The organism is Streptomyces sp. JH14 (assembly GCF_029428675.1).
Classification (GTDB): Bacteria; Actinomycetota; Actinomycetes; order Streptomycetales; family Streptomycetaceae; genus Streptomyces.
The window spans coordinates 1729999-1751056 of sequence record NZ_JAJNEL010000001.1 but is presented as its reverse complement, the minus strand read 5'-3'; the positions used below and the strand labels follow the sequence as shown (position 1 = coordinate 1751056).

Below are 21058 nucleotides of genomic sequence, written 5' to 3'. Positions count from 1 at the left end.
GGCGCACCGCCGCCGACCGGTGGGCGTCCAGCACCGGAGGCCCCCGGGCGCCCCGGGGCGGGGGTGTGCCAGGGCGATCCCCGCAGGACGACGCAGTAAGGGCACGGCTTCCCTGCGGTGTGGGGGAGTCTGCGGCGTCCGAGGAGACGCCCTGGTGGACCCCCGCCCCCCCGGCCCACCCGACTTGTCCGTCCAGTCCGAGAACCCCTGCAAGACCGATCAAGGAGACCGCACCCGTGTCCCGTACCACCCTCAGACGGGGAGCCGTCGCCGCTCTGTGCGCGGCGCTCATACCCGTCGTCCCGGCGGCAGCCACCACCGCCGCGCCGCGGCCCCCGGGCCCGCCGTCGGACGCGCGGCTCGCCGCCGAACCCGCCCGGCACGATCTGACCCGCGAGCAGTTCTACTTCGTCATGCCCGACCGGTTCGCCGACGGAGACTCCTCCAACGACCGCGGCGGGCTCACCGGTTCGCGGCTGGAGACCGGCTACGACCCCACGGACAAGGGGTTCTACCAGGGCGGCGACCTCAAGGGCCTGACGGACAGGCTCGACTACATCAAGGGCCTCGGCACCACCGCCATCTGGCTCGCCCCGATCTTCAAGAACCGCCCCATCCAGGGCACGGGCAAGGACGCATCAGCCGGCTACCACGGCTACTGGATCACCGACTTCACGCAGGTCGACCCGCACTTCGGCACCAACGCCGACCTGGCGAAGCTGATCGACAAGGCCCACGGCAAGGGCATGAAGGTCTTCTTCGACGTCATCACCAACCACACCGCGGACACCGTCGACTACGCCGAGAAGAAGTACGGCTACCGGCCCAAGGGCGCCTACCCCTACCTCGACCGGGACGGCCGCCCGTTCGACGACAGCAAGGGCCTCGCGAAGGTCGACGCGGACTCCTTCCCGTACACGCCGAAGAACACCGGCCAGAAGGTCCCGGCCTGGCTCAACGACCCCACGATGTACCACAACCGCGGTGACTCGACGTACGCCGGCGAGTCCACCACGTACGGCGACTTCTCCGGTCTCGACGACCTGTGGACCGAACGGCCCGAGGTCGTCTCCGGCATGGAGGAGATCTACGAGAAGTGGGTCCGCGACTTCGATATCGACGGGTTCCGGATCGACACGGTCAAACACGTCGACCTGGACTTCTGGACCCAGTGGGCGACCGCTCTCGACACCTACGCCGCCACGCACGGCCGCGACGACTTCTTCATGTTCGGCGAGGTCTACTCCGCCGACACCGCGATCACCTCGCCGTACGTCACCCAGGGCCGGCTCGACGCGACGCTCGACTTCCCGTTCCAGGAAGCGGCCCGGCAGTACGCCTCGCAGGGCGCCCCGGCCTCGAAGCTCGCCGCCGTCTTCGGCGACGACTACCGGTACACCACCGACAAGGCCAACGCCTATGAGCAGGTGACGTTCCTCGGCAACCACGACATGGGCCGCATCGGCACGTTCCTGAAGCAGGACAACCCGAAGGCCGACGACGCAGAGCTCGTCGACCGGGCCCGCCTCGCCAACGAGGTGATGTTCCTCAGCCGTGGCAACCCCGTCGTCTACTACGGCGACGAGCAGGGCTTCACCGGCGCGGGCGGCGACAAGGACGCCCGGCAGACCATGTTCGCCTCGAAGACCGCCGACTACCTCGACGACGACGAACTGGGCACCGACCGCACGCACGCCTCCGACGCCTACGACACCGGCCACCCGCTGTACCGGAACATCGCCGAGCTCTCCGAGCTGACCAAGGAGAACCCGGCGCTGCGTGACGGCGTCCAGACCGAGAGGTACGCCGAAGGCTCCGTCTACGCGTTCTCCCGTACGGACCCCAAGCGCCCCAACGAGTACGTCGTCGCCACCAACAACGGCACCGAGGCGAAGTCCGTCGAGCTGTCCACCGAGTCGGCCGCGATGAACTTCCGGACGCTGTACGGCGGTTCCGGTACGGTCCGCAGCGGCGCCGACAAGAAGATCACCGTCACCGTGCCCGCCCTCTCCAGCATCGTGCTGCGCGCAGAGAAGCCCCTGGGTGCCCCGGCCGCCAAGCCCTCGATCACGCTGAAGGCGCCCGCCGCCGGAGCCACCGGCACCGTCGAGATCTCCGCGGACGTCGACGGCGGATCCCTCTCCCGGGTCGTCTTCGCCGCCCAGACCGGCAACGGCGCGTGGGTCACCCTCGGCTCCGCCGACCACGCCCCGTACAAGGTCACCCAGCACCTGGACAGCGAGGTCGCGGCAGGAACGCCCCTGCGGTACAAGGCCGTTGTGGTCGACCGCGCCGGACGCACCGCGAGCACGCTCGCCTCGACGACCGCGGGCCAGGCGCCGGCCGACGGAAAGCCCGTCGCCGTCCAGCGGGACTACGCCGTCGTCCACTACAAGCGCACGGACGGCGACTACGACGGCTGGCAGCTCACCTCGGGTGACGCATCGGCCGGGTTCACCGGGCGCGACGCCTACGGTGCGTTCGCCTGGATCAAGCTCGGCGAGGGCGCTTCCTCGGTCCCGTACACCGTCGAGAAGGACGGCGTGGCCGACGGGCCGCAGCGCACCGTCGATCTCGCGAGGACCGGACAGGTCTGGATCGAGCAGGGCAAGGACGGCCAGGCCGACACCGCCCCCGACGGCGCCTACCCGGCGCCGGACACGGCCAAGGCCGTCCTGCACTACCACCGGGCCGACGGCAACTACGACGGCTGGGGACTGCACACCTGGACCGGCGCGAAGGACCCCACCGACTGGGCCAAGCCGCTCCAGCCGGTGAAGGAGGACGCGTACGGCGTCACCTTCGAGGTCCCGCTCACCGACGGGGCGACGTCCCTCAGCTACATCCTGCACAAGGGTGACGAGAAGGACCTCCCCAGCGACCAGTCGCTCGATCTCGCCACCTATGGCCACGAGGTGTGGCTGCTCGCCGGGCAGACCGGCTACCTGCTGCCGCAGACCGGAGGCGTCCCCACCCCGGACCTCACGAAGGCCGAGGCGCAGTGGATCGACTCCGACACCGTCGTGTGGAAGGTGAAGGCCACCGAGGCCACCAGCCAGCAGCTCGTCCACGCGAAGGACGGCGGGATCTCCGTCGTCGACGGGGCACTCTCCGACGAGGGGCAGTGGCTGCGGCTCATCCCGTCCGCACTGACCGACGCCCAGAAGGCGAAGTACCCGCATCTCAAGGACTACCCGGCGTTCACCATCGACGCGCGCGACCGGGACAGGATCCGCGGCGCGCTGCGCGGCCAGCTGATCGCCACCCAGCGCGCCGCCAACGGCGCCCTGCTCGCCGCCACCGGCGTACAGAGTGCCGGTGTCCTCGACGACCTGTACGGGAAGAACGCGACCACGGCGGCGCTCGGCCCGGTCTTCGACCACGGCCGTCCCACCCTGTCGGTCTGGGCCCCCACCGCCCGCACCGTCGCACTCGAACTCGACGGGAAGAGCGTCCCGATGCGGCGCGACGACCGCACCGGAGTCTGGTCGGTCACCGGCACCGCGAGCTGGACCGGCAAGCCGTACCGCTACGTGGTGGACGTATGGGCGCCCACCGTCCAGAAGATGGTCACCAACAAGGTCACCGACCCCTACTCCACCGCCCTGACCACCGACTCCGCCCGCAGCCTCGTCGTCGACCTCGACGACCCGCGCCTCGCGCCCAAGGGCTGGTCCGGACTGAAGAAGCCCGCCGCCGTCCCGCTGCGCGACGCCCAGATCCAGGAGCTGCAGATCCGCGACTTCTCGATCGCGGACCCCACCTCCGAGCACCCCGGTGAGTACCTCGCCTTCACCGACACCCGCTCGGACGGGATGAAGCACCTCAAGGAGCTCGCCGACTCCGGCACCAGCTACGTCCACCTGCTGCCCGCCTTCGACATCGGCACCATCCCCGAGAAGAAGTCGGCCCAGCAGAAGCCTGCCTGCGACCTGTCGGTCTACGCCCCCGACTCCGAGGAGCAGCAGGCGTGCGTGGCGAAGGCCGCCGCGAAGGACGGGTTCAACTGGGGCTACGACCCGCTGCACTACACCGTCCCCGAGGGCTCCTACGCCTCCGACCCGGAAGGCACCAGGCGCACCGTCGAGTTCCGGCAGATGGTGCAGGGGCTGAACGGCGCCGGACTGCGGACCGTCATGGACGTCGTCTACGACCACACCGTCGCCTCCGGCCAGGACGACAAGTCCGTACTCGACCGGATCGTGCCCGGCTACTACCAGCGGCTCCTGGACGACGGCACCGTCGCCACGTCCACCTGCTGTGCCAACACCGCGCCCGAGAACACCATGATGGGCAAGCTCGTCGTGGACTCGATCGTCACCTGGGCCAAGGAGTACAAGGTCGACGGCTTCCGCTTCGACCTGATGGGCCACCACCCGAAGGCCAACATCCTCGCCGTGCGCAAGGCGCTCGACGCGCTGACCGTGGCCAAGGACGGCGTGGACGGCAAGAAGATCATCCTGTACGGGGAGGGCTGGAACTTCGGCGAGATCGCCGACGACGCCCGTTTCGTCCAGGCCACCCAGAAGAACATGGCCGGCACCGGCGTCGCCACCTTCTCCGACCGGGCCCGCGACGCCGTCCGCGGCGGCGGCCCGTTCGACGAGGACCCGGGCGTCCAGGGTTTCGCCAGCGGCCTCTACACCGACCCCAACACCTCGACCGCCAACGGCACCCCGGCCGAACAGAAGGCCCGGCTGCTCCACTACCAGGACCTGATCAAGGTCGGCCTGACCGGCAACCTCGCCGACTTCACCTTCACCGACTCCGCGGGCCGTACGGTCAAGGGCTCGGGTGTCGACTACAACGGGGCCCCCGCCGGATACGCCGCGGTCCCCGGTGACGCCCTCGCCTACGCCGACGCCCACGACAACGAGTCGCTGTACGACGCCCTCGCCTTCAAACTCCCGGCGGGCACCTCGGCGGCCGACCGGGCCAGGATGCAGGTCCTGGCGATGGCGACCGCCACCCTCTCGCAGGGCCCCTCGCTCTCCCAGGCGGGCACGGACCTGCTGCGCTCCAAGTCGCTGGACCGCAACTCGTTCGACAGCGGGGACTGGTTCAACGCACTGCACTGGGACTGCCGGGACGGCAACGGCTTCGGCCGCGGACTGCCGCCCGCGGCCGACAACCAGTCCAAGTGGGCCTACGCCAAGCCCCTGCTGACCGCCCCCGCGCTCAGCCCCGGCTGCGCGCAGATCGACGGCGCGTCCGCCGCGTACCAGGACCTGCTCACCATCCGCGCCACGGAGAAGGAGTTCTCGCTGGCCACCTCCGAGCAGGTGCAGTCCGCCCTGTCCTTCCCGCTCTCCGGGACGGACGAGACACCCGGGGTCATCACCATGCAGCTGGGAAAGCTGGTGATCGTCCTCAACGCGACCCCCGGGACCCAGCGCCAGCAGATCGCCGGTCTGACCGGGAAGAACTACGCCCTGCACCCCGTCCAGGCCGCGGGCGCGGATCTTACTGTCAAGAAGGCCTCGTACGAGAGGAGTTCGGGAAGCTTCACCGTCCCGGGACGCACGGTGGCCGTGTTCTCGCTGCGGTGACACCGCACAGGACTACGTTGAGGGCAGCCGCCGGGGAATGAGCCGCAGCGCACACTCCCGGGCGCGCCCTCCCCACGTACGGCCTCGTTCCCGCCTCCTTCCCGTGCGCGTACACCGCACGGGAAGGAGGCCGGTTCAGCCCACCCCGGACGTCCGGGCGAAGGAACAGGGCGCCCGGCACTGCGCCGGTGGAACAGTGCTCGATCGTGCCGCGTGCCGGACAGTGACGGTGACCATGGTGGGAAACATTCCCGAGGAGACAACGGGCCTTGTCGGACGCACGGCGGAACTCGCCCGGCTCGCACACGCACTGGGCGCCGGCCGGCTGACCACACTCATCGGCCCCGGCGGCGCCGGCAAGACCCGGCTCGCGGTCCGCGCCGCCCGGCAGTCGGCACCCGCCCACCGCGACGGAGCCCGATGGGCGGACCTGTCCCCGCTCCAGGACGACGGACCGCTGGTCGCGACCGTCTCCGACGCGGTCGGGCTCGGCGTCCACACCCCGGGCATGCCCGTCGACGCCCTGTGCGAATGGCTCACCGGCAAGCAGCTGCTGCTCGTCCTCGACTCCTGCGAACGCCTGCGCCCCTCCTGCGGGCATCTGCTCGGCGAGATCCTCACCACGTCCCCCGGCCTCACCGTTCTCGCCACCAGCAGGCAGCCCCTCGACATCAAGGGTGAGCAGCTCATCGAGGTGGCACCGCTGCAGGATGCTCTTGTGCGGTCGTGCTGATCACCGTAAGGCTGGGGTCCGACAACCGGCCCGACCCGCATCCCTGGAGCATCTGATGCCGCAGATCACCGTCGACTACTCCGCCGAGCTCGACGACACCTTCGACCGCCGCGGCTTCGCACTCGCCCTGCACCCGCTGGTCGCCGAGACCGTCACCACGAAGATCGCCGCCTGCAAGACCCGCTTCCGGCGGGTCGACGAGTCCGTGGTGGCCGACGCCGCCACCGGCGACGCGATCCTGCACATCTGCATCGGCCTGCTGCCCGGCCGCACCGACGGGATCAAGGCGCAGCTCACCGAGTCCGTACTGGAACTGCTGGCCGCGCACCTCAAGCCCGCCGACGGCCTCACGGTGCACGCTTCGGCCGAAACCCGCGATCTGGACCCGTCCTACCGCAAGCGCTGACCCGTACGACCGTCACGGCATCCGCTGCGCGGGCACGGCCGGTACGGCGGGCGCCAGCGCGGAGAGCCGCGTCAGCAGCTCCCCGAACGGCCCGTCGGCCGGCTCCTGCGCGAGGACCCGCAGCACGATGCCGGCCATCTCCGTGTCGTACGCGGCGCTCACGGCGGCCAGCGCCGCGAAGTCGTGCACCAGCTGCATCTCCAGCTCCTGGCGCGGAATCCGCCGCCCGTCGAGCCAGATCAGGGCCGTCGACTCGGCGAGCGACACCCACGACCGCACGACCAACTCCAGCCGGGCCGGGGGGTCTTGCACTCCCAGGTGCGTGAGAATCTGCTCGTAGGCCGCCTGCCGCACCCCGTCGATCATCGCGTTCGCCGTCGACGACCCGACGGCGGGCCCGCCCCGCATCAGTGCGGAGAACCCCGGCCCGTGCTCGTCCACAAAGTCGAAGAACCGCCCCATGACCCGCCGCAGCCGCGCCCCGAGGGGCCCTTCGCGCGGTTCGACGAAGCGCGCCGCCAACTCGTCGGCGGCCCGCCGCAGCGCCGCCTCGTAGAGGCTCTGCTTCCCCGGGAAGTAGTGGTAGACGAGCGGCCGGGAGATCCCGGCGGCGGCAGCGATCTCGTCGATGGAGACCTCTTCGGGGGAGCGTCGACTGAACAACTCCAGCGCGACGCCGATCAACTGCTGCCTGCGCTCATCGACGCCCATCCTGCGCCGCACCCCGGTCGTCATGCGAACAGCGTACCGACCGGGCGGGGACGGGAGCTTGGTGGTGTCCGGGCGGACGCGGCGAGGTGCTCCCGGGGACACCGCGATCCATGTCCGAGGGCTGTCCCTCGGGAGCCCGGCCTGCAGTCCGGACAGGCCCTAGAGGTCCAGCACCAGCCGCTCGCCCCGGCACCGCGAGACACAGATCAGCATCGTGTCGTCGCGTTCCGAGTCCGTCAGGAGTTCGTCGCGGTGGTCGATCTCGCCCTCCAGCACGCGCTGTTGACACGTTCCGCAGAAGCCCTGCTCGCAGGAGTACGAGACATACGGGAGTTGCTCGCGGACCGCGGCCAGGACCGACTGGCCCGCCGCGACCTGGACCGTGCGGCCGGTGCGGTGCAGGTCCACCTCGAAGGCGCCGGAGTCGGCCGGCGAGGCGGCCGCTGCCGTGAAGCGCTCCAGGTGCAGGGTGCAGTCGGTGGGGAGGGCGGCCGTCACCGCGTCCATCAAGGGTTCCGGGCCGCAGCAGTAGACCGCCGTGCCGGGCGCGAGGCTCATGAGGGCTGCCGGCGCGTCCGGGTGGCCCGACTCGTCCTCCGGTACGACCGTGACGCGGTTGCCGTCCGCGCCGAGCTTCTCGATTTCGTCCAGGAACGGCATCGAGGCGCGCGTACGGCCTCCGTAGAGCAGCCGCCAGTCGGCGCCGGAGGCGGCAACCGCTCGCAGCATCGGAAGGATCGGGGTGATACCGATGCCACCCGCGACGAAAACGTACGCGGAGGCGCCGGTGACGAGCGGGAAGCGGTTGCGGGGGCCGCGGATCTCGATCTCCTCGCCCTCGTGGAGCTGTGCGTGGACCTCGTGCGAGCCGCCCCGGCCGTGCTCCACCAGCCGGGTCGCGACCGTGTACGTGCCGGGCTCGGCCGGGTCGCCGCAGAGCGAGTACTGACGCACCAGGCCCGAGGGGAGGACGAGGTCCAGGTGGGCACCGGGCTGCCAGGCGGGGAGGTCCGGGCCCTCCAGCCGGAGTTGGACCACACCGTCCGCAGGCGTGGTCCGCTCGGTGATCAGCAGGCGGCGGGCGGTGGTCGAACGCCTGCCGGAGTGGCCGGAGACCGGTTCCTCCAGGGCCGGCATCGGCCACAGCGGGGACCGTTCGATGCGGCGGTGCAGCGCGCGCTTGGCGAGCAGCGCGGCGCCGGTGACGAGCAGGAAGGTGCGCAGGCGGGGCAGAGCCATGGGTCAGGGGGTTCCCGTCATACGGGCCTCGGCGGCAAGGGCCGCGGGCGAGTGGGCGAGATAGTCGACGGCCTGCGCCGTACTGCCCTCCTGGGAGGGGTGGTAGGTGCGGCTCAGATAGCGCGGGATGGAGCGCAGCAGGGCGGGCGTCGAGGGCAGGGTGCCGCGCTTTCCGCTGTCGTAGAACTCCTTGAACGACGCCTTGCCGTCCAGCAGGCTGGGGTCGTTCTCCATGAAGAAGCGGACGCCGCGCTGCCACAGGAAGACAAGGGCGGAGAAGGCCAGTCCCCAGGTGCGCACCCGGCGCCGGTAGCCGCCGTCGACGTGCATGAAGACCTCGAAGGCCACGGAGCGGTGTTCCACCTCCTCCGCGCCGTGCCAGCGCAGCAGGTCCAGCATGGTGGGGTCGGCGCCCTTGCGGTCCAGGGCCTCGGAGTTGAGGATCCAGTCGCCGAGGAATGCCGTGTAGTGCTCGATCGCCGCGATGATCGCGACCCGCTCCATCAGCCACCAGGTGCGCGCCCTGCCCGGCGGCAGCGTCCGGTCGCCGAGCAGCTTCTCGAAGAACCAGTCGACCTGTGCGGTGTACGGGGTCGGGTCGAGGCCGAGCTTCTTGAGGTGGGGGAGCACGTCGTCGTGAGCCTGGGAGTGCACCGCCTCCTGGCCGATGAACCCGATCACGTCGCGTCGCAGCTGCTCGTCATGGATGTACGGCAGCACCTGCCGGTACACATGGATGAACCAGCGCTCCCCGGCCGGGAGCAGCAGATGGAGCACATTCATCGTGTGCGTGCTGAAGGGGTCGCCCGGCACCCAGTGGAGAGGGGTCTTCTCCCAGGCGAAGGAGACCTTGCGGGCCTTCAGCTCGGTCCGCTCCGACGCGACCGCCGCTGGCTGCTGCGTGTTAGACATGGTGTCAATGTACTGACGGGTACGCGAGGGGAACAGAGCCGTGCAGCGAATTCCTGCGGCCGCATGCGTCGGGCCTGTGGCGTTCCTCCTCGGTGGAGGGACGCCACAGGCCCAGGTCATCCTGCGATATGGATCGGAACAGCGGGAAAGGTGATCCCCGTGCCGGTCCTAGTAGCGGCTCCAGCGGCCGTGGTCGTGGTTGCGGTGGTGGTGGTGGCCCCAGCGGTGGTGCTTGCGGTGCTTGTGGCCCCAGCGGCCGTGGTCGCGGTCCTTGTGGCCCCAGCGGCCGTAGTCCCGGTAGTCGTCATCCCCGTACCGGCCGTTGTCGGCCTTCACGGAGTGGACAGCGGGCGCAGCGCAGGGTGCGGCGGCCTGGGCCGCGCCGGCGCCGCCCAGCACGACGACGGCAGCCACGCAGGCCGCGGCAGCCAATCGGGAAACTTGCATAACTATCTCCTGTCACAGCAGGCATCGGAGCGCCTGCTCGGATCGGTCATGGCAACCGTCGTCCCCCGACAGCCCCCGATGACCGCGCCACGCGCACCAGGACACCCGATCTGCTGCAATGCCGCCGAGTGTGGAACCGGGCCCTGTAGGCAATCCGTGGACCTCCCTCCCCGGGCCCCTCCTGTGACGCCATTCGTCCCTCGGCGGCCTGCCCACCTGCCGGTTTCCCACCGAGGCGCCCCGGGCACGTACGTCCGGCAGCGACTCCGCGTCCCGATCGGCGGCACGCGCACGGGAGATCCGCGGATCGGCGCCATGCACCGCCTGAGCAGGGGACCTCGGCGTGGGAGTACGGGAAACGGCACGAAAACATGGTCAGCGCAGAGCGCCGACACGGATGCCGTTCGTCAGTACGCCGTTCAGCCGAGCCCGGTCGCCCGCCCGCGCCCGAATCGCGAGCAGATGCCCACGCGCCCGGCCCCGCACCCCGCCCGATGTGGTCAGCGAGGCGAACTGTTTGCTGCCTGCCGCAAGTACGTACCAGCGGCCGCCGCGCGACTTCCACAGCACGCCCGCCAGCACCCGTGGATCGCGCCCACCGCACGCCGTCGAGTTCTCGGCACGCGCCGCGACGGCGCCCGGTGCGCTCGACGGTGACGACGGCGCCTGGAACTGGGCGAGGACCCGGCTCCCGGTGCCCCGCCAGGTCTCCGCCCGGGTGCACAGCCACTGCGCGTACCCATTGCCCTCGGGCAGCCACTGCCGGGCGTACGGCCAGGAGTTCACCGACCGCACGCCGTTGGCCCGCACCGCGGGCAGCAAGCAGGCGGTACGCGCCCAGCTCTCCCGCTCCGCCCGTCCCGACACGTCGTGCGGCGCCGACGGCGACCCCGACGTCAGCCGGGCCGGGGCCAGTTCGCCGAGGTCCGTCAGCAGTCGGGTCGCCGTACCGTCACGCATCTCGACGGCGGACCAGGAGCGGCAGTTGCGGGCCGTCGCCGGGCTGGACAGTGCGTCGGTCACACCGTCCCGGTCGCGGTGCAGCCGCCGCGCGGCCCGGCCGGGGGCGAGCAGATCCCGTACGGACACCGCCCGCACCCAGGGCGCCGTCAGATAACGGACCCTGCCCTCCCCACGGCCCACCACCAGGGCGTTCGCCGACGTCGCGTCCGCACCGTCGACCCGTGCGAAGTCGAGCGCCGCACCCTGCGCCGGATCGGCGTCGCGGGCCTCCGCGTACCGAACGATGCGCAGGCCGTCGTAGAACAGCACCACCGCGGTCCTGCCCACCTCACCCGCGTACAGCAGTTGCGGCGCACCCATCGGTGGCCCGACCGGGGTGGACGGAGTCGTCGACGACCGCACCCCGCGGCCCGGGCGCGCCCAGACGGCGAGCGCGCGCCGCAGCAGCCGGGTGTCGTCGGTGCGGTCGCCGCGCGTGGGCCAGGCGCTGAAGTCGGTACGGGGCGAACTCCGCCAGTACGTCCGGGGAACACGCAGCAATGCGGCCGGATCCAGGGCCTGTTCGGCCGCCGGGTTGCGGGCGTACAACGGTGCGGCCAGAGGGTCGCGCCCCCAGCCGCCACCCGGCAGCCCCAGCAGGGCCCCGCACACCAGCAGCGCGAGGACCGCGGCCAGCGCTGCCTTCGCGTGTTGGCGGCGGCGCAGCAGATCCGGCGGCCGGGCCTGAAGGGAACAGGGATCGAACTCCGTGGAGCGCAGGAGCGCATACGGCGCCGTCACCGCGTCCGCCTCCCGCAGCGCCGCACGCGGGTCCGCGACCCCGGCGGCGGTGAGCACCCGCCGCACCTCCGCGTCCGCGAGCCCCTCCAGGCCGCGCAGGACGTGCGCCGCGCGCGCCGGCCCGGACAGCGCCGACAGCACCTGGTCCAGGGCGAGTTCGTCCGCGCCACCGGAGTGCGGGAACAGCCGCAGTCCCCATACCTGGGGCAGCAGCGGTGGCAGCTGGGCCCGGCGCGGCCATGCGATCCGGCGCAGGGGACGACCCGCCTGCAGTGCGGAGCGCAGCACCCGCTGCCGGACGTGCGCGTAACCGGGGTCGACCGCCGGCGCACCGGCGGGCCGTCGGGGGAGCGGGATGCCGTGCCCGTCCGCGAACGCCGTCCGGTTTCCCGGCGGCAGGGACCGCTGCGCGAGCGAGTGGGCCGTCAGTACCCTGCGGTTGGGGCCGAGCGAGGGCGGCAGTACGAGGTAGCCGAGCCTGACCAGCCGCGGATAGTGCTCGACGAGCGCCGCCTCGGCCCGCTCCAGGCCGACGTGGTCCACAGCGGCCTGTTCGGCGTCGGCCTGGGCCGCGTCGGCCGGGGCGGCGGAGGGCGGTACTTCTGGCAGTGGGCGCACATTCAGCTGAACGAGCGAATCGTGCGATGGTCACTCCGGCCTCCCACCGGTTCGCGCCGATCCGGGAGTTCGGCCGCGCCGACGGGGGTGAAGGGGCACGATGGCCGGATGGTGAAGCAGTTGGAGACGCGACGAGGGCCTGGTTCCGGGGCCGGTGGGGCCAGGGCGGGGGCAGTGGCGGTTGTCCTTGCCGGGCTGGCCCTGCTCACGGCGTGCAGCGGGAGTGGCGACGACAAGCCGGACGTCCCGCCCGCCGCGACGGGCAGCCTGGAGCAACTGGCCGCCAAGGCGCACTGCAAGCCGAACATCCAGACCGACGCACAGGAGTTGCGGCAGGCCAACTGCACGACAGACGAAGGGCGTTATGTGCTGGCCACCTTCGCGACCGACCGCGGGCAGCGTGAGTGGATCAACGAGGCCAACGACTACGGCGGCTCGTATCTGGTCGGCCGCAAATGGGTCGCCGTCGGCGATGCCCACGTGGTCGCAGCACTGCGCGGCCGGCTCGGAGGGACGGTGGAGACCGCCTCGCCGCACCACTCGGGGGGTAGTGGCAGTGGGGGGAGCGAGGCAGGGCACTCCGGTCACCATGGGAGCTGACCGCGCAGGCAGATGGGGCGGGGTGCTGCGAGGGGAAGGGATCAGCGGCACTTGCGCCCGTTGTTGATGCAGCTCACCACCTTCTTCATCAGGTTGTCGTCGAACACATTGATGAAGTCACCGTGATCGGTGACGGGCTTGTGCAGCTGCTCCGGGAACGAGTCGACGGCGAAGCCGGGGCCCGGCGGCACGTCGTACACAATGCGCTGGACCAGCTGCGGAATGGCGCGGAAGCCGCTCGGGCACCGGCCGCTCTCCTGGGCGAAGGCGACATGGGTGCGGTGATTGGCGGAGTCGGTGTTCTGCCCGTCCCAGCAGCTCTGGAATGCGAACGAGCGGACCACCTGGCTGCCTTCCGGGCAGATCGGGTATTTGTCCTTGAGCTGGCGGTCCTCGAATCCGGTACAACTCCATGAGGCATTGGCATTGGCGTCGCCATTGGTGAGTGCCTTGGCGTCACCGGTGATGATGCGCAGGAAGCGCGGCATCGCTGTGACCTTGCCCGTGGGGCTGCCGACGAACTTGAGCGTGACCTGGGACGGAGTCTGGATCTCTCCGACGTTCTGGTCCTTTCCACCGCCGTCCGCATTCGCGTCGTTCTCGGCCGTCCCGTTCTGCAGCCGCAGCACGGGCCAGTAATACGTGGACTTGTCGCCCTGGTTCCGGCACGTCGTCCGGCCGTTGGCCAGATCGTCGTCGCTGGCGAACGCGTCGTTGGCCTGATTGCCGACGTAATCGTGCATATGGTGGGCGCCGTTGCTCACGCCGGGCGCGACGATGACATTGTCCGGGTTGAATTTGCCGTTCTGGTTACGTCCGCAGTCGGTCGTGAAGGTACCGCGCGAGGCGCCGCGGCGTTGGCGCGGCCTGTCGACATTGGGCTCCACGGACTGGATGTCCACGAAGTCGGAGGCCTCGGGACCGTTGCCCTGCTGCCCCTGGTTCTGGTCCTGTCCCTGGTCCTGGCCGCCGTCGCCGCCCTGGTCCTGGCCGTCGTCCATGCCGTCGTCCATGCCACTGCCCATGCCGTCGTCCTGGCCTTGGCCCTGATCGGCGCCCTGACCCGCATGGTTGTCGCTGTCGTCGGCGCGCAGACTGCACGGTGCCAGGCCGTCCAGACTCTTCGGACGGTCCGCCGTGCGATCGATGGCCGTGGAAATCCGGTCGAGACTCGCCGTCCGCTTGTCCTTCAGCGGGCCGAGCACGGCATTTTCCGCAAGGGCGGGATCGCGGGAGATCTCGTCCTTCCGTTCGGCGAACTGCTGATATGCGTCGGTGATCTGGGTATCCATGGCCGCCAGTTCGCGGTCCACTTCCCCACGCGCCTCGCCGGGCACATCGGGAAGTTCGTTTCCCACGTCGGGACAGTCGATGGTGGACATCTGGGTGCCCGCATTCCATGTCCGGTCCGGAGGCGATCCGGACGAACCCTCTCCCGCCGAAGCGTAGACGTTGACCGCGATCAAGCCACCTCCGCCCAGAATCAATGCGGCCGAGGCGACAATCGCCCGGTTGGCCAGCGTCGAACGTTTGCGTGATGTGCGTCCCATGGAACTCCTCATGCTTCGAGGGAGAAGCGTGACGTTCCATACGGGTGTGGTTCGGGGTGCGTTCAGTGAATGGAGAAGTTTGTAGAAATCTCCATTCGCAAAACGGGTCACATGGGTGCGGGAGCGAACTCGGTCACCTGGTGATCCATGGGTGCATTGACCATCCGGTTCGCCGGCCTCGACATCGTGTCGGCGCCGATACGAGGGCGTTCTGCGGGGGTGTATCCGTGCGCCGGGAAGTCCTGCAGTGCGTCGTCGTCTGCCGTGCCCGCCGTCGCCATGTCGGCGGGGGTGAACTGTCGTACTGCCTTGCACCGTTCGGCCGGGAGCGGCAGCGGTCGCTCCTCGCGCAGCGCGGCGACCGGGGCGGCGCCCGCCGACGCGTTCCGGCTCGACGCGGCGGCGTGGTTCAACGGCTGTGGTGCTCCCCGTTATGCCTGGTGATAGATGGGACGTATTTCGTAGGCGCCCTTCCCGTAGGCCTCGTTGTGCGGCAGCATGCGCACGTCGGCACCCAATAGATCCGACCAATGAGGTCGAGAATGAGAGGGAACCATGGCACGACGCACCCGTGTGCTCAGTGCGTCCGCGCTGGCGGCAGCGGTCGCGCTCATTCCCGTGCAGGCCATCGCTCAGCAGCCCGGACACCAGGCCGCCAGGTCACCGGGCGCCTCGTGCGCCGCGCCTGTGAAGCCTGCATCGCAGATGACCGTCGAGTCCTGCGACAGCCCCGAGCGGATCATCGAGAAGGCCGCGAACATCGTTCCCACCCCCGGCCAACTCGCCTGGCAGCAGCGGGAGGTCACCGCCTTCACCCACTTCGGCATGAACACCTTCACCGGCCGTGAATGGGGCTCCGGCACCGAGGACGAGAAGCTCTTCGCCCCGAAGAGCATCGACGCCGACCAGTGGATGCGTGCCTACAAGGCGGCCGGTGCCGAGCAGGTGATGCTCACCGCCAAGCACCATGACGGGTTCGTGCTCTACCCGTCCCGCTACACCGACCACTCCGTCGAACTCAGCCCCGGCAGTCCGGATGTCGTCGGCGCCTATGTGAAGGCCGCCCGCAAGGCCGGACTGAAGGTCGGGCTGTACCTCTCGCCCTCCGACGGCGCCGAACTCCCGCATGCCTGGCATGCCCAGTGGGTCGAGTCGATCCGCAAGAAGCAGGCGGACGGCAAACCGCTCAGCCTGCCCGAGAGGATGGCGCTGGAGGACGGCGACCGGGCGCCCGCGGGCGAGGGCAGGTTCGGCAACGGCAGCGCCGTCACCGAGCGCACCATCCCCACACTCGTCCCCGGCGACGACCGCGCCGCCGCCGTCAAGCGCCATGAGCTCCGCACCTTCACGGTGATGGCCGACGACTACGACGCGTACTACCTCAACCAGCTCTACGAGATCTTCACCCAGTACGGGCCGATCGAAGAGCTCTGGCTGGACGGCGCCAACCCCTGGTCCGGCTCCGGGGTCACCCAGAAGTACAACGTCAAGCAGTGGTTCGACATGGTCAAGGCGCTGTCGCCGAACACCGTCGTCTTCCAGGGCCCGCAGGGCGTGCGCTGGGTCGGCAACGAGGGCGGCACCGCCCGCGAGACCGAGTGGAGCGTCACCCCGCACGCCACCGACCCGTGGACCGGACTCGGCAGCCTGCCCAACGACTCGACCGATGCGGACATCGGCTCCCGCGCCAGGCTCCTCGACCCGACGACCGAGTACCTGCAGTGGTACCCGGCCGAGGCCGACGTCTCCATCCGGCCCGGCTGGTTCTACCACCCGGACCAACAGCCCAAGACCTCCGCGCAGTTGATGAACCTGTACGAGAAGAGCGTCGGCCGGAACGCCTCACTGCTGCTCAACGTGCCGCCCGGCCAGGACGGCCGGATCGCCGACGCGGACGTCGCGTCACTGACGGCCTTCGGGAAGGCGGTACGCAGCACCTACGGCACCGATGTGCGGCGTACGAAGGGTCCGGGACCGTACACCTTCGACCGGGTCGCCGTCCGGGAGGACATCCGGCACGGGCAGCGGGTCGAGAAGTTCGCCGTGGAGGCCAGGATCGATGGCAGCTGGCAGCGGATCGCCGAGGGCACCACCATCGGCAACCGGCGCATCCTGACACTGGCCTCGCCCGTCACCGCGACGGCGGTACGGGTCAAGGTCCTGGAATCCCGGGCCGCACCGTACCTGGGGGCGACCACCCTGCACCTGAGTTCGACCGGGTGAGCCATCGGCCGGGGGTGCGGGGTCACCCCCGGTCGAGATAGGCCAGCACCGCAAGAACGCGGCGGTTGTCGTCGTCGGACGGCGGCAGGCCGAGCTTCCCGAAGATATTCGAGGTGTGCTTTGCCACCGCCCGCTCCGTGATCACCATCTTCGAGGCGATCGCCACGTTCGAGCGGCCCTGAGCCATCAGCTCCATGACCTCCAGCTCGCGCGGTGTCAGCCCGCCCATCGGCTTGTCCTGCGCCCGTCGCGACAACAGCTGCGAAATCACCTGCGGGTCCATCGCCGTGCCGCCGGCCGCGACCCTGCGGACCGCGTCGATGAACTGGTCGGCGTCGAAGACCCGGTCCTTGAGCAGATAGCCGATGGCCCCGTTGCCGTCGGCCAGCAGCTCGCGGGCGTACAACTGCTCCACATGCTGGGAGAGCACGAGCACCGGCAGTCCCGGCCGGGCCTTCCTGGCGGCCAGTGCGCACTGCAGGCCCTCGTCCGTGTGGGACGGCGGGAGCCGGACGTCGACGACGGCGACGTCCGGCTCCAACTCAGCCAGCGCCCTGGTCAGTTCGGGACCGGTCTCGACGGCTGCCGCGATCTCGAAGTCGTACGCCTGCAGCATCCGGACCAGACCGTCGCGCAGCAGGAAGAGATCTTCGGCTAGGACAACTCGCAAGGGATCTCCATGGTCACCATGGTGGGACCGCCCGCGGGGCTGCTGACGGCCATGATGCCGTCGAATGTACCGAGTCGGCGTTCGATACCGCTCAGCCCCGAGCCCGGTCCGATCGTCGCGCCGCCCTTCCCGTTGTCCGTGACGGAGATCCGCAGCATCGAGTCGGTGTGGTGGATGTCCACCCAGAGCCGGTCCGCCCCCGAGTGCTTGGCGGCGTTCGTCAGGGTCTCGCTGACCGCGAAGTAGGCGGCCGACTCGACCGGTGCCTCGGCCCGGCCGGCCAGCTCCACCTCGACCTCGGCCGCGATGGGCAGCCGCAGCGCCAACGCTTTGACGGCGTCCCCGAGTCCGCGTTCGGCCAGCACCGGCGGGTGGATGCCCCGTACGAGGTCGCGCAGCTCGGTGAGGGCCTCCGCGGAGGACGCGCGGGCCATCGCGAGGAGCTGCTTGGCCTGCGCCGGGTCCTTCTCGATGAGCGTTTCGATCGTGCCGAGGTTCATGCCCATGGCGACCAGCCGGGCCTGCGCGCCGTCGTGCAGATCGCGCTCGATACGGCGCAGTTCGGACGCGGCGGTATCCACGGCCTCGTGCCGGGTCTCGGTGAGCCGGTCGATCCGCCGGGCCAGCTCCTGCTCCTGGGTGGGAGCCAGCACCGAGCGGGCGATCACGAAGTGCAGCCGCAGCAAGGGTTTGCTGACCTTCAGGCCGATCAGGAAGAACACCACACCGAGCGCCGCGGCCGCCAGCGCCGTCGCCTGGCTGTCGACCGGCACGAACGCGTACCAGTACCGGTCGTCGGTGAAGACCCGCCACAGGCCCGCAGCCAGGACGAACCCCTCCACCGGATAGAGCAGCAGCGCCGAGGCGAGGACCGACACGCAGTAGCCGGCCGTCATGTCGACCAGCAGCCACCGCAGATCCCGCCAGGTCGCCGGATCCTTCAGCATCAGCGTCGTCCGCTCCACCTGCCCCGTGAACCCGCCGCGCAGATCCTTCGGAAAGGGCCGATAGGGCACCGGGATACGGACGTCCGACCAGGTCGCCGCCAGCAGCCGGCGCTGGTTGGCGTGCCCGCGGACCGCACCCAGCACCAGTGGGGTGGTGAACAGGCCCAGACCCAGCGGAATGAAGGCGATCGACAGCACCGCCAGGATGAACAGGGCCATCGACCCGGCGAGACCGGCGATCGACAGTACGAGCCCGCGCCCGGCGGCCAGCAGCGCGGACCGTATCCGGCTCTGCATCGCATTCATGATGGTCCCTCTCCTCTTGCCGGGCCCCTCGTGGCAGGCCGCGGTCCGAGGACAGTCTCACCCGGCGGTCGGGCGTGACATCAGCCGTTTCGCCACCCGGGAGGGGTGTACCCAGCACCACCATCGAACCCTCGCCCTACGCCTCCGGGAGAGGGGGTTCCGGCGGCTGGGGCGGCGGACGTCCCGTTCCTAGGTTCATGAGCGAGCCATTCGACGTCAACTTCTGGGGGCGAAAACGCCATGAGGCGCAATCTCGCGGCACGCATCGGCGTGTGGAGCGCACACCATCGCAGGACGGCCATCCTCGGCTGGCTGCTCTTCGTCGTGCTCGCCACGGGCATCGGCGGGGCATCCGGCATGGTCGAGATGACCGACGCCGAGAACGCCACGGGCGACTCGGCGCGGGCCGAGCAGATCCTCGACGACGCCGGCCTCGCGCATCCCGCGGGTGAGCTGGTCATGGTGTCCGCCGCGAAGGCGGGCGACTGGCGGGACGCGGCCCGTGAGGTCTCCGCCGCCGTGGAGCGGACCGGCGAGGTCCAGAACCTCACGGCGCCCCTCCCCTCCAAGGACGGCAAGGACGCCCTGATCACCTTTGACATGAAGGGAGACGCGGCGACGTCCGCCGACCGGGTGCAGCCGGTGCTCGACGCCGTGTCCGGGGTCCGGGAGAAGCGGCCGGACATCACGATCCATCAATTCGGCGAGGCCAGCGCCGGGAAGTGGCTCGGCGACCTGCTCTCCGAGGACTTCAAGAAGGCCGAGTTCACCGCCGTACCCCTGGCCCTGGGCATCCTGCTGGTCGCCTTCGGCGCCGTGGTCGCGGCCCTGCTGCCGGTCGGGCTCGCACTCACCGCCTGCATGGCCGCCTTCGGTCTGCTGTCGCTGGCCAGCCACCAACTGCATCTCTTCCAGACCACGTACTCCGTGATGTTCCTGATGGGCTTCGCCGTCGGCGTCGACTACTGCCTCTTCTACCTGCGGCGCGAGCGCGACGAGCGGGCCGCGGGGCGCGACGCCGAAACGGCGCTGCGGATCGCGGCGGCGACCAGCGGCCGGGCCGTGCTCGTCTCCGGGCTCACCGTCATGGTCGCGATGGCCGGCATGTTCCTGTCCGGACTGATGCTGTTCAAGGGCTTCGCCCTGGCCACGATCACCGTCGTCCTCATCGCCGTGCTCGGCTCGGTGACCGTGCTTCCCGCGCTGCTGTCCTGGCTCGGGGACCGGATCGACGCGGGGCGGGTGCCGCTGCTGACCCGGCGCTCCCGGCGGGGCGCGCGGGCCAGTGGCTCCTTTGCAGGCACGATCCTCGGTCCTGTCCTGGCCCGGCCCAAGGTCTTCGCCGTCTCCTCGGTCGTCGTCCTGCTGGCCCTGGCCGCGCCCGCCCTCGGCATGAAGACCGAATCGCTCGGCCTGGAGAAGCAGTTCGGCTCGGACTCGGAGCTCTCCGTGGCGTACCGGAACATCGAGGAGGTGTTCCCGGGCGGCCCGGCCCCCGCCCTCCTCGTGATCGAGGCGGACGACATCGACTCGCCCGGACTGCGCAAGGCACTGGCCGAGTTCGGTCCCGACAAGGTGACCGTGCACCGGGCGCGGAACGTCGCGGAGATCGAGGTGCCGCTGCCGGACGGCACGTCCGACCTGGCCGAGCTGCGCGACGAGCGGGTGCCCGCCGCCTTCGACGGGACGGGTGCGCAGGCGTACGTCACCGGGGAGCTGGCCGGGTCCGTCGACTTCAACGATCAGCTGAAGCGCGGCATCGTCCCCGTCTTCGCGTTCATCACGGCGGTGACCTTCCTGCTGATGCTGTTCTGCTTCCGCTCGTACGTCATCGCGGTGACGTCGATCCTCCTCAACCTGCTCTCCGTGGGCGCCGCGTACGGAGTGATGGTCGCCGTCTTCCAGCACGGCTGGGGCGCTTCGCTGATCGGCTCGGAGGGGGTCGGGGCGATCGAGGCATGGATGCCGCTCTTCGTCCTGGTGGTGCTCTTCGGCCTCTCGATGGACTACCACGTGTTCGTGGTCTCGCGGATCCGCGAGGCCCGGCAGAGCGGTCTGGACACCCGGGCGGCCATCGACACGGGCATCCGGCGGACGGCGGGCGCGGTGACCGGCGCGGCCGTGATCATGGTGGCGGTGTTCGCGGTCTTCGCGACGCTGTCCATGCAGGACATGCAGCAGATGGGCGTCGGCCTCGCCGTCGCGGTGCTGCTGGACGCCACGATCGTACGGATGGTCCTGTTGCCCTCCGTCATGGCGCTGCTCGGCGAGCGGAACTGGCGGACCCCGCGTGGACTCTCCAGGCTGCCGGCTCCGGACCACGGCGAGGCGGAGGCGGCGGCCGCGGCGGCCGAGCCGGTTCCGGCCGGACCGGGGCTCCACGGCTGACGCCCGTACGAAGAAG

General features: G+C 70.3%; 14 protein-coding genes and 1 pseudogene. 6 read left to right on the top strand and 9 right to left on the bottom strand.

Going from position 1 to position 21058, the window contains the following annotated elements; translation table 11 throughout:
- Nucleotides 1-236 precede the first annotated feature (236 nt).
- The 3 genes and pseudogenes from pulA (at nt 237) to LRD69_RS07875 (ending at nt 6688) form a co-directional block, all read left to right on the top strand.
- On the top strand, nt 237-5549 hold the full coding sequence (gene pulA, locus LRD69_RS07885; RefSeq protein ID WP_277325839.1) for a pullulanase-type alpha-1,6-glucosidase: 5313 nt from the start codon (nt 237-239) through the stop codon (nt 5547-5549).
- 235 nt (nt 5550-5784) lie between these two features.
- Nucleotides 5785-6255: pseudogene (locus LRD69_RS07880) on the top strand (regulator); the annotation flags it as partial.
- An 82-nt stretch (nt 6256-6337) separates the two neighbouring features.
- On the top strand, nt 6338-6688 hold the full coding sequence (locus LRD69_RS07875; protein ID WP_277325838.1) for an isomerase: 351 nt from the start codon (nt 6338-6340) through the stop codon (nt 6686-6688).
- Between the two features lie 12 nt (nt 6689-6700).
- On the opposite strand, the gene LRD69_RS07870 is transcribed toward LRD69_RS07875, so the two are convergent.
- The 5 genes from LRD69_RS07870 to LRD69_RS07850 all read right to left on the bottom strand — a co-directional run bounded on the left by LRD69_RS07870 (nt 6701) and on the right by LRD69_RS07850 (nt 12358).
- Nucleotides 6701-7423: a TetR/AcrR family transcriptional regulator gene (locus LRD69_RS07870; RefSeq protein ID WP_277325837.1), complete on the bottom strand. Its 723-nt coding sequence runs from the start codon at nt 7421-7423 to the stop codon at nt 6701-6703.
- 135 nt (nt 7424-7558) lie between these two features.
- The gene (locus tag LRD69_RS07865; protein ID WP_277325836.1) at nt 7559-8638 is read right to left on the bottom strand and encodes a PDR/VanB family oxidoreductase; all 1080 of its coding nucleotides are present in this window, start codon (nt 8636-8638) and stop codon (nt 7559-7561) included.
- A gap of 3 nt (nt 8639-8641) precedes the next feature.
- Nucleotides 8642-9550 carry a metal-dependent hydrolase gene (locus tag LRD69_RS07860; RefSeq protein ID WP_277325835.1) on the bottom strand — a complete coding sequence of 303 codons (909 nt, stop codon included), beginning with the start codon at nt 9548-9550 and terminating at the stop codon, nt 8642-8644.
- A 168-nt stretch (nt 9551-9718) separates the two neighbouring features.
- Nucleotides 9719-9997: a hypothetical protein gene (locus tag LRD69_RS07855; protein WP_277325834.1), complete on the bottom strand. Its 279-nt coding sequence runs from the start codon at nt 9995-9997 to the stop codon at nt 9719-9721.
- 375 nt (nt 9998-10372) lie between these two features.
- Nucleotides 10373-12358 (bottom strand): hypothetical protein, encoded by a 1986-nt coding sequence (locus LRD69_RS07850; RefSeq protein ID WP_277325833.1) that lies wholly within the window; start codon nt 12356-12358, stop codon nt 10373-10375.
- Nucleotides 12359-12532: 174 nt separating this feature from the next.
- Here LRD69_RS07850 and LRD69_RS07845 point away from each other — a divergent pair, with 174 nt between their 5' ends.
- Nucleotides 12533-12958, top strand: coding sequence for a hypothetical protein (locus LRD69_RS07845; RefSeq protein WP_277325832.1), 426 nt, complete (start codon nt 12533-12535; stop codon nt 12956-12958).
- Nucleotides 12959-12999: 41 nt separating this feature from the next.
- On the opposite strand, the gene LRD69_RS07840 is transcribed toward LRD69_RS07845, so the two are convergent.
- Both LRD69_RS07840 and LRD69_RS07835 read right to left on the bottom strand, forming a co-directional pair.
- Entirely contained in the window at nt 13000-14508 is a 1509-nt protein-coding gene (locus LRD69_RS07840; protein WP_277329660.1) for a DUF1996 domain-containing protein, read from the bottom strand.
- A 107-nt stretch (nt 14509-14615) separates the two neighbouring features.
- Complete coding sequence (locus LRD69_RS07835) at nt 14616-14921, bottom strand: hypothetical protein (RefSeq protein WP_277325831.1); 306 nt, start codon at nt 14919-14921, stop codon at nt 14616-14618.
- 142 nt (nt 14922-15063) lie between these two features.
- Between LRD69_RS07835 and LRD69_RS07830 the strand changes: the two genes are divergently transcribed.
- Nucleotides 15064-16731, top strand: a complete 1668-nt coding sequence (locus LRD69_RS07830; RefSeq protein WP_277325830.1) for an alpha-L-fucosidase — start codon at nt 15064-15066, stop codon at nt 16729-16731.
- A 22-nt stretch (nt 16732-16753) separates the two neighbouring features.
- On the opposite strand, the gene LRD69_RS07825 is transcribed toward LRD69_RS07830, so the two are convergent.
- Complete coding sequence (locus LRD69_RS07825; RefSeq protein ID WP_030926226.1) at nt 16754-17401, bottom strand: response regulator transcription factor; 648 nt, start codon at nt 17399-17401, stop codon at nt 16754-16756.
- The gene (locus LRD69_RS07820) at nt 17386-18654 is read right to left on the bottom strand and encodes a sensor histidine kinase (RefSeq protein ID WP_277325829.1); all 1269 of its coding nucleotides are present in this window, start codon (nt 18652-18654) and stop codon (nt 17386-17388) included. The genes LRD69_RS07825 and LRD69_RS07820 overlap by 16 nt, the downstream gene beginning before the upstream one ends.
- 240 nt (nt 18655-18894) lie before the next feature.
- Here LRD69_RS07820 and LRD69_RS07815 point away from each other — a divergent pair, with 240 nt between their 5' ends.
- A complete protein-coding gene (locus LRD69_RS07815; RefSeq protein ID WP_277325828.1) occupies nt 18895-21042 on the top strand; it encodes an MMPL family transporter in 2148 nt (715 codons plus the stop codon).
- The last annotated feature ends 16 nt before the right edge of the window (nt 21043-21058 follow it).

Excerpts from the sequence above, each read along its gene's own strand:
- LRD69_RS07875 (WP_277325838.1), top strand. The coding sequence starts at position 6,338 with ATGCCGCAGATCACCGTCGACTACTCCGCCGAGCTCGACGACACCTTC.
- LRD69_RS07870 (WP_277325837.1), bottom strand. The coding sequence starts at position 7,423 with ATGACGACCGGGGTGCGGCGCAGGATGGGCGTCGATGAGCGCAGGCAG.
- LRD69_RS07865 (WP_277325836.1), bottom strand. The coding sequence starts at position 8,638 with ATGGCTCTGCCCCGCCTGCGCACCTTCCTGCTCGTCACCGGCGCCGCG.
- LRD69_RS07860 (WP_277325835.1), bottom strand. The coding sequence starts at position 9,550 with ATGTCTAACACGCAGCAGCCAGCGGCGGTCGCGTCGGAGCGGACCGAG.
- LRD69_RS07855 (WP_277325834.1), bottom strand. The coding sequence starts at position 9,997 with ATGCAAGTTTCCCGATTGGCTGCCGCGGCCTGCGTGGCTGCCGTCGTC.
- LRD69_RS07840 (WP_277329660.1), bottom strand. The coding sequence starts at position 14,508 with ATGGGACGCACATCACGCAAACGTTCGACGCTGGCCAACCGGGCGATT.
- LRD69_RS07830 (WP_277325830.1), top strand. The coding sequence starts at position 15,064 with ATGGCACGACGCACCCGTGTGCTCAGTGCGTCCGCGCTGGCGGCAGCG.
- LRD69_RS07820 (WP_277325829.1), bottom strand. The coding sequence starts at position 18,654 with ATGAATGCGATGCAGAGCCGGATACGGTCCGCGCTGCTGGCCGCCGGG.
- LRD69_RS07815 (WP_277325828.1), top strand. The coding sequence starts at position 18,895 with ATGAGGCGCAATCTCGCGGCACGCATCGGCGTGTGGAGCGCACACCAT.